The organism is Methanobrevibacter thaueri, assembly GCF_003111625.1.
In the GTDB taxonomy this organism is placed as follows: domain Archaea; phylum Methanobacteriota; class Methanobacteria; order Methanobacteriales; family Methanobacteriaceae; genus Methanocatella; species Methanocatella thaueri.
This window is the reverse complement of record NZ_MZGS01000023.1, coordinates 100,892-115,283: the sequence shown is the minus strand read 5'-3', so window position 1 is coordinate 115,283 and position 14,392 is coordinate 100,892. Positions and strand designations below refer to the sequence as shown.

Sequence of the window (14,392 nt, the reverse complement as noted above, 5' to 3'; positions counted from 1 at the left end):
TGTCTCCAAGTTTTAAAAATAATATTGTAAGTTCTAACTTACAACATTTTGTTACATTATTAATTTTTACAAGTAATATTTATTAAATGTTTCAATTTTTCTAAAAAAATCATCGTTGTGAAACTTTGCGGTAGTCTGAACGATATATGAAAAGAAGATTCTTATCGTTTTTCAGGGCCATGTCATAGGCTTCATGATAGTCTTTGAAATAATCATGACTGACATCGAGTTTTTTGGATAGTGAGAGCCCCAAATCCCCTGTCAGTATGATGTTCCTGTTGAGGGTGTTTAGGAATTCAGACAGCTTTTCCTCATCAATCTCCTCACAGGTGATTCCATAGTCCCCTCCGATAGATATGTAGTAATCGTCAATGTCGTCGATCATGTTGATGGACTCTTTTATTGCTTGGGTGTTCAATCCGGGATTTATCTCCTCGATGATTATGGAATTTCCCATTATTCTCTTGTTGGTCCTTCCGGGGATTCCCTTATAGTTTTTAATGTTTCCGACAATCTTTTCCTCAGGCACTTCCAGGCTGAGGCAGGTCAGGACAACTCCCAGAACATTGCTCACATGGTGCGGTCCCAGTGCAAATGTCTTCAATTCCATATTTCCGCAAACGTCATTGCCGTTAACCGTTTTCACATTCCTGTACACCAAACTGATTGTGGTCTGGTTTAGATTATAGTCAATTTCTTTTACAAATAGGTTGGCTGTTTTGTCTTTAAGTGAAAATGTGTTGGTTTTCTCATGGTCAATATCGCAATAGTATTTGTCCAGGGCTTCCTTTTGGATGCAAACGCATTTGCATCTGAAAACCTGTCTTTTGGCTTTGGATGCGCTGCTTCTGCCTTTGGCGATTGGATAGTCTTCGGCAATGTTCAGCAAAAGACCAACATCTCCAATTCCGCTGACTCCAAGTGATGATTCGAAAATCGCCGAATTGTATTTTCTCAGGTTTTCACTTTCAACGACACCGTCTGCAATTTCGCAAACGGGATTTGCAATTTTATAGGCCAAGTCAACCGTTTCCTTAATGTTTGCAGGGGTGATTGAAATGTTCCTCTTCAAGACGATTTCCCTTTTGTTATCGTATAGCAATGCCCCTAGGCTTGAGAGAATCAATGGATTTTCGTCAATGAGAATTTCCTTAAGCATGAAAACGGAGGTGGTCTTTCCCTTAACTCCGGTAACTTCTATTTTCAAGATGTCTTCTCCCCATCCCTCGAGGAGTTCCATTATGATTTCGTGATGGGTTTGGAAGGTATAGTTCAGGTTGGGGTTGCATGATGTAATCTCTTCAAGGCTTAAAGGCAAATGAATGGGATAAATCACATTCATGTCCCCTTCAAGGTCTTTTAAGTCATCTAGCTGTATCAACTCAACATTGGAGGTTTCGAGCATTTTGGCGCCTATGTCACTTAATGTATTGTAAATGTCATATGCAAGAACGCTCCTGCCTTTTTTGGCCAGGCTGGTGGCAATCTTCACTCCCCCATGTGTTAAATCGATAACAAGATTATTCATCATCACACCGAGGTTTTGAGTTAATTCCGCCTTCTTTCAGTTTGTCTTTCACTTTCTCATAGAAGTATTTGGTTGATGTCCTTATGAAGTAGGCGTCCTTGTCGGCCTTTTTAAATTTGATTTCCTCTTCATAATCAGCTTCCTCGTTTATTTGCCCGTCCATTACGAACACTGCACTTTTACCTTTCTTGAGCAGCTTTACGGTTATCTCACTGTTGTCTGAAACAACAAACGGCCTCACTCCGAGTTTGTATGGACAGATTGGTATTATGACGAAACCTGCAACTTTAGGGTCTACAATAGGTCCTCCGGCGGACATTGAATATGCTGTGGATCCGCTTGGGGTTGAAACGATAAGTCCGTCAGCCCTTACCTCCTCGATTATCTCGCCGTCCACTTTGATTTCGAAATGGAGCATTTTTGCAGGCTTGTCAGTCATTATAACTACTTCGTTCATTGCGGTAAACATGTTGTTTTCGTGGGAAACAACAAGACGGGTTCTTTTTTCCTTGTAGTAATTGCCTTTGAGGATTTCATCCAAGGATTCGAATGTGTCCTTTGCTTCGATTTCTGTTAGGAATCCCACTGTCCCCATGTTTATTCCGAATATTGGGATTTCAGGTTTCATTCTGGATTGTGCCCTCAGGAGGGTTCCGTCCCCTCCAAGAATCAATGCCATGTCACAGTCAAAATCCTTAATAGGTTCGGCCAGTTGTTTGAAATCGATATTCATGTTGATGTCCTCAAGCAGATGTGAGATTTCAGGGTAATTCTCCTTGATTTTTCCTATAATGTTTTCCAGATTTGGATTTTCCTTCAATTCAGTCAGCTTTTTGGCCAGTTGCTTTTCGATGGTCACCTCACGGCCATTGGTTAGAAGGTAATCTATGACCTTTGCTGCAAAGAGTATTGGTCTCTTCTGGTCAATTCTTGAAATAACGCCCACCTTTCCGATGAAATCTGTCTGATTGTCATTTAGGATGTCAATTATTTGTTTGTGCATGATTTTATTGTTTGCAGCCACCACAATTGTCTTTTCATAAATGCTTAGAATGTTGTTGAGCTTTTGGCCGTACTTGTTTGTGATTATGCATCCTGCCTCTTCAAGAATCAGTTTGGATGCTGCAATGTCGATAATTCTACTTCCCCTCAAATCAAGAAACGCATCATATCTTCCGCTGGCAACGTATGACAATTCAAGAACGACACTTCCCAAAACGCGCATACGGCGTGCGTTGTCGACCAATTTGGATGCCTGTGATGTTCCGCTTTTTGTGAATCCTCCGAGTGTCATGTCGCTGATGTTGATGACGTCACTTGGATGGACTTCCTCATTGTTCAATAGGCATCCTTTTCCTTTTTCAGCCTCAAAGAAGTTGCCGTTCGCAAAGCTGCTGATGAAAGCAAGTTCCACATCGTTCAATGTTGACAGTCTTCCCTGTTCAACGTTTGCTATTGCTATTGAAATACCGAATGCCGGAATTTCCTTAATCGCGTTGTTTGTTCCGTCAACTGGGTCGATTAGGAATATGAATTTTGGTGTGTCCTCCTCATCCAGGTCTGTACGCCTCAATTCCTGGGTTAGGACAATATTCTTTTGTGTTCCCTTTCCAAGTTTCAACTCGCCTACCTCTTCACTTATGATGTAGGACAGCACAGGGGCATTCTTAAGGATGTTGATTATTCTCTCCTCGGCTATGACGTCAATCAGTGAGGTGGGAGTTCCGTCGGCACCCATCTTTATCTTTTCGCCGGATTCAGGTTTACCGACATATGGGCGAATAGCCCTACTCACGTCACGAATAATCTTATAAGCCAAATCTGTTGCTATTTGTTTGTCACGGGCGTTCATGTTTACTCCTCGATTATTTCATCATTAAGATAGATTACTGATGCGACGACTGATGCTATGTTCTCAACAACCGCTGTGGAGGACTCTATGAGCAGGTCCTTAATTTCTACGTCACGTTTTTCCATCATGTATTCAACCATCATTTTGGCCTCATCAATCAGGTCATCAGCATCTTTATTGATTCCGGTTGTTTCAACCACACAACCTAATTCCTCTCCAATAGCCACCGCTATCACTGCAGTTATCTGATCTCCTGGTTTATCTGAAGTGATTTCTGATAAGACGCAGTTCACCATAGCTCCCGCTTTAAGTTTTGGCAATTTTACTATTTCCGCATTGCCTGCAAGCATGCTGGATACCTTTATGAGGTTAACGTCCCCAATACTGGCATCGCTTAAAGCGTTGTCGAATGCATTTAATTTTGTTGGTCCTTCATCTTTTCCAGATACAATAGCTATTTTCATTTTATCACTAATCTTTAATTTATTCCTCATAATAAATTAAATTATTCATATGGCCATCATCTATTTAAACAATGAAATGTTAAATAAATTTAGGTGTACCTAATGATTTTCAATAAAACTATTTCAATATTTCTGTCAGCGTGCATGTTCATGCTGCTGATGCTTATCATTTCCTCAATCATAGCAATGTTCGGATCAATACCGTATATCGGACTGATATTTGTCGTGATATTCTATTTCATTGCCCGCCTGTTCTATGCGTACCTTAGAAATGACGACTTCTATAAGAATAACAGAAATCATTCCAGTGACAAGAAAGGTGAAAGATACATTACAAAGGGAGAACGAGACGGCAAGAAAATATTCATTGTTGTGTGGATGCTTGTAATTTTGGTATTGGCGGCTGTTTCCCTATGGTTATACTCATATAACACCGGAGCAACATTATTTTAACAATCAAATTATCCATCGCAATTTTTCAAATTGATTGGTTAAACGAATAATTTATATAAAATGGAAAAGATAGTTTAAACTAATCTAATAATATTCCTTATTATAAGATTAAAAACCGGTTTTTATATAAAATGGAGGAAAATTAATGTCAACAAAAGTTGTAGAAATTAAAACATTAAAAGTTGGAAAATACATTGTTTTAGGAGGAGAAGCTTGTAAAATTATCAGTTACACCACTTCATCTCCTGGTAAACACGGAGCTGCTAAAGCAAGAATTGAAGCAGTCGGCGTATTCGATAATCAAAAAAGAAGTTTAGTTAAACCTGTAGATAACAAAGTGGATATCCCAATCATCGACAAAAGATTAGGACAAGTTATCTCTATCCAAGGCGACAATGTTCAAATCATGGACATGGAAAACTATGATACCATTGACTTACCAATGCCTGAAGACTTAAAAGATGAAATCACTGAAGGTAGAGAAGTTGAATACATTGTTGCAATGGGAAATATGAAAATCATGAGAACTAGAGGATCATAAGTTCTCTTTTTTTATTTTCCTTTTTTTTAGAAAATTATGCTTTTAAATACCTATGAACCATGGAAATTTGCATTTTCTGCGGAAAATGATGAAATAATTGAAAATTCATTTGGAATAATCGGAGTTCCATTTGACAGCACTACTTCTTATCATTCCGGTTCACGTTTAGGACCAATTGTTGTTCGCGAAGCTTCATTTGGTTTTGAAAAATTCAATACTGTTTTTAATAAAGACTTGACAACTAATTTTTATGATTTCGGGGATGTAAACGTTGTCCCTGGAAACTGCGAAAGGACCTGCGAGATTATTGAGGATACAATCAATGAGATCTTGGACTTGAATGTCAGGCCGATAATCATTGGCGGTGAGCATTCAGCATCCATCGGGGCAATCCGGGCATTGACCGATAGATATCCGAAACTGACTGTAATCCATTTGGATGCCCATAGGGACCTTGCATTCACATTCATCGGCGAGAAATACTCTCATGCAACCGTAATGAGAAGGGCCCATGAAAGGGGAGTCGATTTGGTGCAAATAGGAATAAGGTCATCATCCTCCCGTGAAGAGGAATTCGTGAAATCAACCTATAACATCCAGACATTCAAGAGCGGAGACGTCCACAAGCACATGGACGCCATAGAGTATTACCTTACCAACATTGACGGTCCGATTTACATTTCAATAGACATGGATGTCGTTGATCCTGCCATCGCTCCGAACGTTGGAAACCCGACACCTGGAGGATTGTTCGTATCTGAAATCGAAACCATCCTTGAAACACTATGCCACAAGAATATTGTCGGATTGGACGTTGTGGAAACCGCAAGTGACAGACTGGGAGACAACACTGCAGTGGTTGCGGCAAAGATAATCTATGACTTTTTAACACTGGTCAAATAATTCTTTTTATCATTATCATGACAAGCCCAATCAAGTTGCATCGTCAAAATTTTATAGTTAAATTTAATACTAATATTTTTTAAAGATAATACCATCGGAAGAAATGTTTTTTTCTGAAGAGGTGTTATATGTTGGATAATTTTTTTAAATTTAAGGAAAATGGAACTGATTTTAAAACAGAAATCATCGCAGGTATCACCACATTCCTCGCTATGGCTTACATTTTAGGTGTAAACCCAGTCATATTGGGTGACGGTGGATTACCTGTCACTGGAGTGTTTTTCGCTACTGCTGTCGCTTCAGGTGTTGCTTGTATAATTATGGGGCTAGTTGCTAAATATCCAGTCGGATTAGCTCCAGGTATGGGACTGAATGCGCTGTTTACATATACCATCATTTTGGGAATGGGAAACAGTGCTGAAACTGCTCTTGCTGCTGTACTCCTTTCAAGTATAATCTTTTTAATAATCACTATTTCTGGATTAAGGGAAGCTATCTTAAACGCTATTCCTCTTGATTTGAAATTAGGTATCGGTGCAGCTATTGGATGTTTCTTGGCTTTCTTGGGTCTTAAAGGTGCAGGAATTATTGTGTCTGATCCTTCCACTTTTGTTAGTATGGGAGCACTCACAGCGGCTCCGGCATTTCTCGCATTGTTAGGTATTCTCATTACCTTGATTTTATATGTGAAAAAAGTGCCTGCAGCTGTATTCTTAGGATTAGTCATCACAGCTATTCTCGGTGTAATATTCACTGCAGTAGGATACGGTACCGGAGACATATTGATGCCTGCCGTACCGGCACAATTCATTACCACTAGTTTTGACCTATCATTATTCGCTGTATGTTTCAATGGATTTGGAACACTGTTCAATAACATTCCTAACTTGTTAATGATGTTGTTCTCACTTGTATTCGTGACATTCTTCGATACAACAGGAACATTGATGGCATTAGGAAGACAATGTGGATTCATCGATGAGGAAGGTCAAGCTGTTGGAATTGAAAACGCATTCTTGGCTGACGCTGTTGGCGGTATTGTTGGTGCAATATTCGGTACAAGTACAGTAACCGCATATGTTGAAAGTGCAGCAGGTATTGGTATTGGAGGTAAATCTGGTTTAACCGCTGTAGTCACTGGTATCCTATTCATCTTATCTATATTCTTTGCGCCATTAGTATTAGGATTGTTCACATCTCCTGTTACTTGTGCTGCATTAGTTATTGTAGGTATATTGATGATTGGACAATTGAAAGAAGTAGAATGGGATAACTTAATTGTAGCGGCTTCAGTATTCATGACCATTGTTATGATGATTTTAACCTACTCCATTTCATTAGGTATCGCTTGGGGATTCGTTGTTTACGCAGTTGCAAGCCTAGCTAGTGGAAAAGCAAAAGAGTTAGGTTGGGGTATCTGGCTGATGGTTATTGTATTTATAATATACCTGTTCTTCGGACTTTAGACTCAAATTTTGAGTCTAACTTTTTTTATTTTTTTTAAAATTAGTCGCTGTAATCTTTTTCTACCTTGTCAAGGTAATATTTGCCCTTGTCAGTGATGCTGTAAAATCTATATCTCTTGTCCTCTTCATTAAGACATTCTACAAGCTCGGCATCCTTTAAGGTTTTTAGATATTTGGAAACATGGTTGCTGTTATCCTCAATATCCTTGCTGATTTTTGATGGTATCTTATCCTCTTTTTCAAGGGATTTTAAGACCTTAATTCTTTTTTTGGAACGAGCCAGCAGAGATATAATGCTCATATCATCTTTTGTTCCCATAATCTTAAATTTAGTTTTGGCTATTTAATAGATATGTATATGATATTAGCATGCTAATAGCAATGTTTATATTATGTGTGTACCAAAGTTAATATTACCGAAACGAGGTGATACTCATCAAGAAAAGATGGATACTATTAATAGTTATTTTGACATTAATTGCCATCACTGCTGTTAGTTCATTTGCAACTGCGACTCAGGATTTTGATGGTCTATTCACAATGAATGTTCCAATTGGTGAACATTATAGCGATGCGGCTTGGTGTTATTCAAATAAGCCTTTAGGCTGTGCAAAAGAATATCTAAAAGATGATTTCGATGGAGTCATTGATGAGGATGAGTTTGCAGTATTCTACTATGATGATTCCCAAGTAGCTGAAGGTTACTCAAATGCTGCGGATTATTCGATTCATGTTTTGACCACATCATTTGTCTATAATTTTTATCAAAGTGAAGGGGATATGTTAGTGTTTTATAATGATATTGGCATGAAAAATTTGCCTGAATATGTTGTTGGTGTTAGAAGTGATGATAATAGTAAGGCCGTTTTTGTTGGTGGGTATGATCTTGATATGCTAAAATCTTATGCAAGTTCTGTTAAATTTAAATGAGGTGAATTATGGATTTTTTAGATTTTTTTGAGAATATGGGTTTTGGTCTGGGCACTATCTTGATTATTGTGGTTATTTTAATTTTGGTGGTGTTTATAGGCAGAATTATTCCAGTTTTATTTATGGGAATTGGGAGCATATTCTTTGGATTAATTACTTTAATCGTACTTTTGGCTGTAATTTATTTCATAGGTAAATTTGTAAAAGATTTTATTAGAAAATGAGGTGAAAAAATGTTAGTTCGTAATTTGGATTTTTTATCTATACCGAAAGAATTCTCTAAAGTAGAAATTGAGATATATGAAAAACAATCAATAGCATTAGTTTATATTGAAAATAAAGGTTATTCATTAGTTTTAAAAGATAATAATGATATTCAATCAGTATTTTTACTTAAAACAGATATCCTACCTCATAATGTTAATGAGCACACAGATAGGGAAGATTTTATAAATGTATTAAAAATGTTGTTAGATAGGATTTATAGTGTTGCAGACATTAAGGAATATGAAAAACAACACCAAGAACATGTATTTTTAAGATTAATGGACATGTTGAATGAGGGAAATGGGATTGAAAAGATTTCAGAAGAAAATTCTAAAATATACACTGACATTGAAAAAGGATTCATGAAATTGGAACTTGATATTATGGATAATAAAATCAATGCATTGAATGCCTCAATTTCTGATGTTTCTAATAACTTAGATTCCACCGTTAAAGATATCGAAGAGAGTTCTTGGGGAAATAAATTAAGAAAAACAATGGATCAAAACAACTGGTGATTGACATGGTCAAATGTAACAATTGTGGGGCTGAAGTAATCGGGTCTGATTTTTGTTTCAATTGTGGTGAAAAAATAGAAAAATTTGAAGCAGGCTCAGATATTTGCCCGAAATGCGGAACTAAAAACAATAAAAATACAAATTTCTGTGTAGAATGTGGACATAAATTGGATAACGGCGCTTCAGTTTCATTTAAACAACAAGAGTGGAATGCAAGACGTGATGCAGTTCTTGCAAGATATGATAAGCTTGCTGAAGAATTCGGAATCAAAGATGAAGATTATTTCTTAACAAGTGTCAAACGGTTTAATATGTTAGAAGAATCAACATCAAAACACAAAACTATCAATAAACTTGTTTCAGGATACAATCCTAATTTGTTCATTGGTAATGAAACAATGATTGATGGATTTTTCTTAATCAAAGAGAATAAATTTGTTTTCATGGAAATTGATAACAGGGATTTCAAAAAAGTTAATGCAGGAATAAATAATTTTTACTTTGATAAAATTGTTTCAATGAGGGTAACAAAAAGATTGGGTGATGAAAGCAGATATGAAGACATTACCAAAAGGGCTTGGACATCTCCTCATGATATTCGTAGAGACTTGCAAAATAAGATCCAATCTCTTAAAGCAACTCGATTTAAGGATATGGTTGCAAACAATGATAGTGCAGATATGTTTGACAGATTATTAATCAAATTAGTGGACAATACCTCTTATGAAATTAGATTGCCTAGTTATGAATTTGGCCAAGGTTTAGTGGATTTATATGAATCATTAAGAGATAAACCACAGACTGTCATTGTTGAAAATCAAACTGCTGAAGTTAGCAAAGCACAACAATTAAAAGAGTTCCAGGATTTGCTTGAAAGTGGAGCATTAACTCAAGAGGAATTTGACCAACTTAAAAAAGAGTTATTATTTAATTAATTGGTGATTGAATGGTTAAATGTAGAAATTGTGGTTTGGATGTTGCTGATGATTTAGAGAATTGCCCTAATTGCGGTAGTAATCTTCTTAAATCTGAAGAGATTAAAGAAGATATTCCAGATAATTCCGCTAAATGCCCCAACTGTGGTGCAGATTTAAATGAAAATCATTCTTTTTGTCCAAGCTGCGGCACAAAAATTGAATCCGAGGAGAAGGAGTCCAGAACTTGTGAAAATTGTGGTTCAACCTTGCCTGAAAACACTTTATTTTGCTCAATATGTGGAACTAAAGTCAAGGACACTCCAAAGGCCACTAAAAAAATTTGCCCAAATTGTGGGGTGGAAGTTGATCCGGGTACAACATTCTGTCCGGAATGTGGAACTAATGTTTTCACAGGTGCGAATAATAAACAGGAATTAGTTTCCACTCAGTCTTTTGCTGAAAAAATTAATTTAAACAATATAATTAAACCTTCAATTATTGCTTTAGTTGTAGCATTAATACTGTCATTCATAGGTTTGTTAATTGGTTTTTCATGGTTCTCATTTATCATAGCAATTATTCTGAGTGCAGGGTTTTTTGGAGCAGCTATGGATAATGAGGCCAATGCGATAGTGTTCGGTTTGATTGTTGGTTTAATTCTGGGCTTGTTAGAAACTCCATTAGTTGAATTTACATATGGTGCATTTGTAGCAGGATTTTATGAAGGATTCTTTGGAGGACATTTGCTTTTGATTGTAATTTTAGGAGTAATCATGGCTTATGTTTCAAATATGTATCTTAAAGAATCAATTCGTGGAGCAACAGATAACTTCAAAGGAATGTTATAACATTCCAAATTTTCTTTTTTTCCTTTTTTTTTCAACCATAACAATATCATTAAATATCACCATAAACATAGTTATAATATTAACTAAACTATGGAGCATATTGTTATGAATAAAAGAACTATTGAGCTTTCAGGCCATATTATTGACTCATTGACCCTTACAAAAACAATGGGCATTATTATGGACAAAGGCGGAGAATTTGATATATTGGAAATTGATGTTGGACGTAAAAAGTCAGATGTAAGTCATGCGAAAATTGAAGTTTCAGCGGATTCTCCCGAACTATTGGAATCTATTTTAGATGAATTATCAGTGCTTGGTGCATCTATCGATGAGATTAAAGAAGTCAATCTTGTTGCATCAACCAAAGATAAAGTTGCTCCTGAAGGCTTTTATTCATCATCCAATCATACAACACACATTTTCTATGATGGAAATTGGATACCTGTTGAAGAGATTGAGATGGACTGTCTAGTGGTCGTTGATGAAGACGCCAAACGCGCTTTCGTAAAACCTATCGCTGATGTTAAGGCGGGCGATAAAATTGTCGTCGGTCTTGAGGGCGTTAGGGTCACACCTCCTCACAGGTCACGTGAAGAACAGCAAGTGTTTGAGTTCATGAACAGTGAAGTCTCTTCCGAAAAACCTTTAATGAATCTTATAAATGGTATTGCTGAAGAGATGAAGGAAATCAAAGCCAAAGGAGGTAAAATCGGTATTGTTGGAGGGCCAGCTATAGTTCATACAGGTTCAGGCAAGTACTTGGCATCACTTGTTAGGGAAGGCTACATTGATGTGATTATGGCAGGTAACGCTCTTGCAACTCACGATATTGAATCCAACCTGTTCGGCACTTCATTGGGTATTGAAGTCGAGACAGGTAAGATTGTCGCTCATGGCCACACTCACCATATGAGGGCCATTAACAGGATAAACAATTCTGGATCCATCAAAAAAGCAGTTGAAGACGGTACCTTGACTGGAGGTATCATGTATGAGTGTATTAAAAACGATGTTCCATATGTTTTAGCAGGTTCCATCCGTGACGATGGTCCTTTGCCTGATGTCATAACAGACACTGCTGAGGCACAAAAGATAATGAGACATTATGCTCAGGAGGTTGACATGGTCATCATGATTGCAACCATGCTGCATTCAATTGCAACTGGTAATCTCCTGCCTTCAAGAGTTAAAAGTATATGTGTGGATATCAACCCTTCCACAGTTACCAAATTGTCCGATAGGGGCAGTGCTCAAGTGCTTGGTATTGTTACTGATATCGGTACATTCCTGCCACTTCTTTACAATGCTCTGATGGAGGACTGAACATGTCATTTACAGCTTTCATCTTTGATGTGATCACAGACACAATTTATCCTGCAAGGATTACCGTGGAAGATGGTCTGTTTAAGGAGATCACTCCGATAACAATCAATGAAGGTTCACAAATTGATGTTAAGGGATTAATGGTTCCAGGATTTATCGATGCACACCTTCATATTGAAAGCAGTATGGTCTCTCCAGCACAATTTGCTAAAATTGCAGTGCGCCACGGTACTACCGCTGCCGTTTGCGACCCTCATGAGATAGCCAACGTTTTAGGAATTGAAGGGGTCGAAGCCATGTTTGAAAATGCAAAGCAGGTTCCTTTTAATTTTTATTTCACAGCACCTTCATGTGTGCCGGCCACTCCGTTTGAAACTTCCGGTGCGGTTCTTGATTCCTCAGATATAGAATATCTGCTTAAGAAAGATGAGATTGTTGCATTGGGTGAAATGATGAATTTCCCAGGAGTTATAAATGGTGATGAGGAAGTGCTTAGGAAGTTGGATTTGGCACATAAATACAACAAACCGATTGACGGTCATGCGCCATTGCTTTCCCGTGAAGATTTGGATGAATACCTTAAACACGGTATAAGTACAGACCACGAATGCAGCAATGTTTTGGAAGCTCTCGAGAAAAAGATGAAAGGTATGAAAATCATGGTTCGTGACGGTTCATCCGCCATGGATATGGAGGGTCTCTTCAATATTGATGATGGTGTTGCATATATTGAGAGTTCAAATTCCAAGAGTATCCTTTTAAGGGACATATTCGAGAAAAGAATTTTCTCTCCAATGTTTGATTTCATAGTCAGCGATGACAAGCATCCGAACGATTTAATTAAGGGTCACTTAAACAAATCAGTTCAAAAGGCGGTTAGTCTGGGAATCGATATCTTAAAAGCGATCAGTATGGTAACAATCAATCCCGGATATCACTATAATCTAAATTGCGGAGCTATTGTGCCGGGTGCAAAAGCCGATTATGTAATTATTGACAGCATATATGATTTCAATGTCTTAGAGACATACATTGGTGGGGAATGTGTATTCGATGGGGAAAATGTCCTTTTCGATGTTCCTGAAATTGAACCTAAAAACACAATGAATGTGTCCAAGAAAACCCCAAGCGATTTCGATATACATTATGACGGTGGAGATGAATGTGAAGTCAATGTAATCGAGTGCTTTGACGGGGATTTGCTGACCAAAAGGACCACTGCAAAATTGCCTGTTAAGGATGGTGTGGTTCAAGCGGATATTCTTCAGGATGTCTTAAAGATAGCTGTTGTGGAACGTTATGGTGGAAATACTGTTGCCAATGGATTCATCAAAGGATTCGGATTGAAAAAAGGAGCTATTGCTTCATCAATTGCCCACGATTCACATAACATAATCGTTGTCGGATATAATTCAGATAGGATGGCAAGAGCGGTCAATCAGGTAATTGAAGATAAGGGAGGCATTGCCGTTTACAGTGTGGACTTTGAAGATTCACTGCCTCTGCCTATTGCCGGACTGATGTCAAATGAGGATGTATTTGATGTTGCCGAGAAATTGGGCGTTCTGCATGATATGGTAAAGGCATTAGGATGTACGCTTGAAGCGCCGTTCATGACAATGGCATTCATGGCATTGCTCGTTATTCCATCAATCAAGATATCTGATAAGGGATTGTTCGATGGGGACAATTTCGAGTTTATGGACGTAATTATCAATTAAAGGTCATAACCTTTTCTTTTTAATTCTTTTTTTATTTCTCTCATTGCCTTTATGTCTTCTTTAGTCCCGACTTTTAAGACAACGCGATTTGCTTCCTTAAACTGGGTTATATATTCTTCTTTTTTTGCATCGTCAACCAAATCGAAACGTGTTAGATTGACCAATGTTTCAATGACATAACCGAATCCCCTGTTCATTGCTTTGGTCGGCTTTTTGATTACAATATCAATCGCTTTTGATTTGATGACAATTCCTTCCCCTTTCTTTTTGACAGGGTCGCTTTGTTTCACGGCTTCGGTTAAGCTAATCACATTGCATTTAAAATATGCGTCTCCACATTTGAGAGAGCAATCATCGTCGAAATAACTTTGAGGAAGGTTTCCAAGTAATGAAACAGTAAACAGTTCAGGATCATGGGTTATGTTTACAATAAACTCCCTTTCGCGGATAATATTTTCCAAAGTGTGACTTCCCTTGAAAATACGGTTGATTATTTTATCCTCACCTGCACAAATAACTCCTATGGGAGCTGCATTATAGGTCCCATCTTCGTTTTTTGTAGTGATAATTGTTTCGTATTGCCTGCCTTTTTCCATTCCGATTGAGGCTAAATTTATATTCATTTTAATCATTATTTGATTTGTTTTAAAAAAACCTT

Annotated in this window: 16 protein-coding genes; 11 read left to right on the top strand and 5 right to left on the bottom strand. The window is 37.5% G+C overall.

Going from position 1 to position 14,392, the window contains the following annotated elements; translation table 11 throughout:
• Positions 1-109 precede the first annotated feature (109 nt).
• The 3 genes from cfbE to MBBTH_RS06450 are packed head-to-tail and all read right to left on the bottom strand — an operon-like array spanning position 110 to position 3,844.
• Positions 110-1,528 carry a coenzyme F430 synthase gene (cfbE, locus tag MBBTH_RS06460; protein WP_116592243.1) on the bottom strand — a complete coding sequence of 473 codons (1,419 nt, stop codon included), beginning with the start codon at positions 1,526-1,528 and terminating at the stop codon, positions 110-112.
• Entirely contained in the window at positions 1,521-3,380 is a 1,860-nt protein-coding gene (locus tag MBBTH_RS06455; RefSeq protein ID WP_116592242.1) for a bifunctional NADP phosphatase/NAD kinase, read from the bottom strand. The genes cfbE and MBBTH_RS06455 overlap by 8 nt, the downstream gene beginning before the upstream one ends.
• A 2-nt stretch (positions 3,381-3,382) precedes the next feature.
• Positions 3,383-3,844: a pyruvoyl-dependent arginine decarboxylase gene (locus tag MBBTH_RS06450; RefSeq protein WP_116592241.1), complete on the bottom strand. Its 462-nt coding sequence runs from the start codon at positions 3,842-3,844 to the stop codon at positions 3,383-3,385.
• Between the two features lie 102 nt (positions 3,845-3,946).
• Here MBBTH_RS06450 and MBBTH_RS06445 point away from each other — a divergent pair, with 102 nt between their 5' ends.
• The 4 genes from MBBTH_RS06445 to MBBTH_RS06430 all read left to right on the top strand — a co-directional run bounded on the left by MBBTH_RS06445 (position 3,947) and on the right by MBBTH_RS06430 (position 7,207).
• Entirely contained in the window at positions 3,947-4,297 is a 351-nt protein-coding gene (locus MBBTH_RS06445) for a hypothetical protein (protein WP_116592240.1), read from the top strand.
• 145 nt (positions 4,298-4,442) lie between these two features.
• Positions 4,443-4,838 carry a translation initiation factor IF-5A gene (locus tag MBBTH_RS06440; RefSeq protein ID WP_116592239.1) on the top strand — a complete coding sequence of 132 codons (396 nt, stop codon included), beginning with the start codon at positions 4,443-4,445 and terminating at the stop codon, positions 4,836-4,838.
• 36 nt (positions 4,839-4,874) lie between these two features.
• On the top strand, positions 4,875-5,741 hold the full coding sequence (gene speB, locus MBBTH_RS06435) for an agmatinase (RefSeq protein ID WP_116592238.1): 867 nt from the start codon (positions 4,875-4,877) through the stop codon (positions 5,739-5,741).
• A gap of 128 nt (positions 5,742-5,869) precedes the next feature.
• On the top strand, positions 5,870-7,207 hold the full coding sequence (locus MBBTH_RS06430; protein ID WP_116592237.1) for an NCS2 family permease: 1,338 nt from the start codon (positions 5,870-5,872) through the stop codon (positions 7,205-7,207).
• Positions 7,208-7,247: 40 nt separating this feature from the next.
• Here MBBTH_RS06430 and MBBTH_RS06425 read toward each other — a convergent pair whose 3' ends face one another.
• The gene (locus tag MBBTH_RS06425) at positions 7,248-7,508 is read right to left on the bottom strand and encodes a winged helix-turn-helix domain-containing protein (RefSeq protein WP_243409752.1); all 261 of its coding nucleotides are present in this window, start codon (positions 7,506-7,508) and stop codon (positions 7,248-7,250) included.
• Between the two features lie 167 nt (positions 7,509-7,675).
• Between MBBTH_RS06425 and MBBTH_RS06420 the strand changes: the two genes are divergently transcribed.
• The 7 genes from MBBTH_RS06420 (at position 7,676) to ade (ending at position 13,734) form a co-directional block, all read left to right on the top strand.
• On the top strand, positions 7,676-8,137 hold the full coding sequence (locus MBBTH_RS06420; RefSeq protein ID WP_116592235.1) for a hypothetical protein: 462 nt from the start codon (positions 7,676-7,678) through the stop codon (positions 8,135-8,137).
• Positions 8,138-8,145: 8 nt separating this feature from the next.
• A complete protein-coding gene (locus tag MBBTH_RS06415) occupies positions 8,146-8,361 on the top strand; it encodes a hypothetical protein (protein WP_116592234.1) in 216 nt (71 codons plus the stop codon).
• Positions 8,362-8,370: 9 nt separating this feature from the next.
• The gene (locus MBBTH_RS06410; protein WP_116592233.1) at positions 8,371-8,922 is read left to right on the top strand and encodes a hypothetical protein; all 552 of its coding nucleotides are present in this window, start codon (positions 8,371-8,373) and stop codon (positions 8,920-8,922) included.
• Positions 8,923-8,927: 5 nt separating this feature from the next.
• Positions 8,928-9,857: a double zinc ribbon domain-containing protein gene (locus MBBTH_RS06405; RefSeq protein WP_116592232.1), complete on the top strand. Its 930-nt coding sequence runs from the start codon at positions 8,928-8,930 to the stop codon at positions 9,855-9,857.
• Positions 9,858-9,868: 11 nt separating this feature from the next.
• Positions 9,869-10,687 (top strand): zinc ribbon domain-containing protein, encoded by an 819-nt coding sequence (locus MBBTH_RS06400; protein ID WP_116592231.1) that lies wholly within the window; start codon positions 9,869-9,871, stop codon positions 10,685-10,687.
• Positions 10,688-10,792: 105 nt separating this feature from the next.
• Complete coding sequence (locus MBBTH_RS06395; protein WP_116592230.1) at positions 10,793-12,013, top strand: ornithine cyclodeaminase; 1,221 nt, start codon at positions 10,793-10,795, stop codon at positions 12,011-12,013.
• Positions 12,014-12,015: 2 nt separating this feature from the next.
• A complete protein-coding gene (gene ade, locus MBBTH_RS06390) occupies positions 12,016-13,734 on the top strand; it encodes an adenine deaminase (RefSeq protein WP_116592229.1) in 1,719 nt (572 codons plus the stop codon).
• Here the strand turns inward: ade and MBBTH_RS06385 are convergent.
• Positions 13,731-14,357, bottom strand: coding sequence for a DUF447 domain-containing protein (locus MBBTH_RS06385; RefSeq protein ID WP_116592228.1), 627 nt, complete (start codon positions 14,355-14,357; stop codon positions 13,731-13,733). The genes ade and MBBTH_RS06385 overlap by 4 nt on opposite strands.
• Positions 14,358-14,392 lie beyond the last annotated feature (35 nt).

Excerpts from the sequence above, each read along its gene's own strand:
- cfbE (WP_116592243.1), bottom strand. The coding sequence starts at position 1,528 with ATGAATAATCTTGTTATCGATTTAACACATGGGGGAGTGAAGATTGCC.
- MBBTH_RS06455 (WP_116592242.1), bottom strand. The coding sequence starts at position 3,380 with ATGAACGCCCGTGACAAACAAATAGCAACAGATTTGGCTTATAAGATT.
- MBBTH_RS06450 (WP_116592241.1), bottom strand. The coding sequence starts at position 3,844 with ATGAAAATAGCTATTGTATCTGGAAAAGATGAAGGACCAACAAAATTA.
- MBBTH_RS06445 (WP_116592240.1), top strand. The coding sequence starts at position 3,947 with ATGATTTTCAATAAAACTATTTCAATATTTCTGTCAGCGTGCATGTTC.
- MBBTH_RS06440 (WP_116592239.1), top strand. The coding sequence starts at position 4,443 with ATGTCAACAAAAGTTGTAGAAATTAAAACATTAAAAGTTGGAAAATAC.
- speB (WP_116592238.1), top strand. The coding sequence starts at position 4,875 with ATGCTTTTAAATACCTATGAACCATGGAAATTTGCATTTTCTGCGGAA.
- MBBTH_RS06430 (WP_116592237.1), top strand. The coding sequence starts at position 5,870 with ATGTTGGATAATTTTTTTAAATTTAAGGAAAATGGAACTGATTTTAAA.
- MBBTH_RS06425 (WP_243409752.1), bottom strand. The coding sequence starts at position 7,508 with ATGAGCATTATATCTCTGCTGGCTCGTTCCAAAAAAAGAATTAAGGTC.
- MBBTH_RS06415 (WP_116592234.1), top strand. The coding sequence starts at position 8,146 with ATGGATTTTTTAGATTTTTTTGAGAATATGGGTTTTGGTCTGGGCACT.
- MBBTH_RS06410 (WP_116592233.1), top strand. The coding sequence starts at position 8,371 with ATGTTAGTTCGTAATTTGGATTTTTTATCTATACCGAAAGAATTCTCT.
- MBBTH_RS06405 (WP_116592232.1), top strand. The coding sequence starts at position 8,928 with ATGGTCAAATGTAACAATTGTGGGGCTGAAGTAATCGGGTCTGATTTT.
- MBBTH_RS06400 (WP_116592231.1), top strand. The coding sequence starts at position 9,869 with ATGGTTAAATGTAGAAATTGTGGTTTGGATGTTGCTGATGATTTAGAG.
- MBBTH_RS06395 (WP_116592230.1), top strand. The coding sequence starts at position 10,793 with ATGAATAAAAGAACTATTGAGCTTTCAGGCCATATTATTGACTCATTG.
- ade (WP_116592229.1), top strand. The coding sequence starts at position 12,016 with ATGTCATTTACAGCTTTCATCTTTGATGTGATCACAGACACAATTTAT.
- MBBTH_RS06385 (WP_116592228.1), bottom strand. The coding sequence starts at position 14,357 with ATGAATATAAATTTAGCCTCAATCGGAATGGAAAAAGGCAGGCAATAC.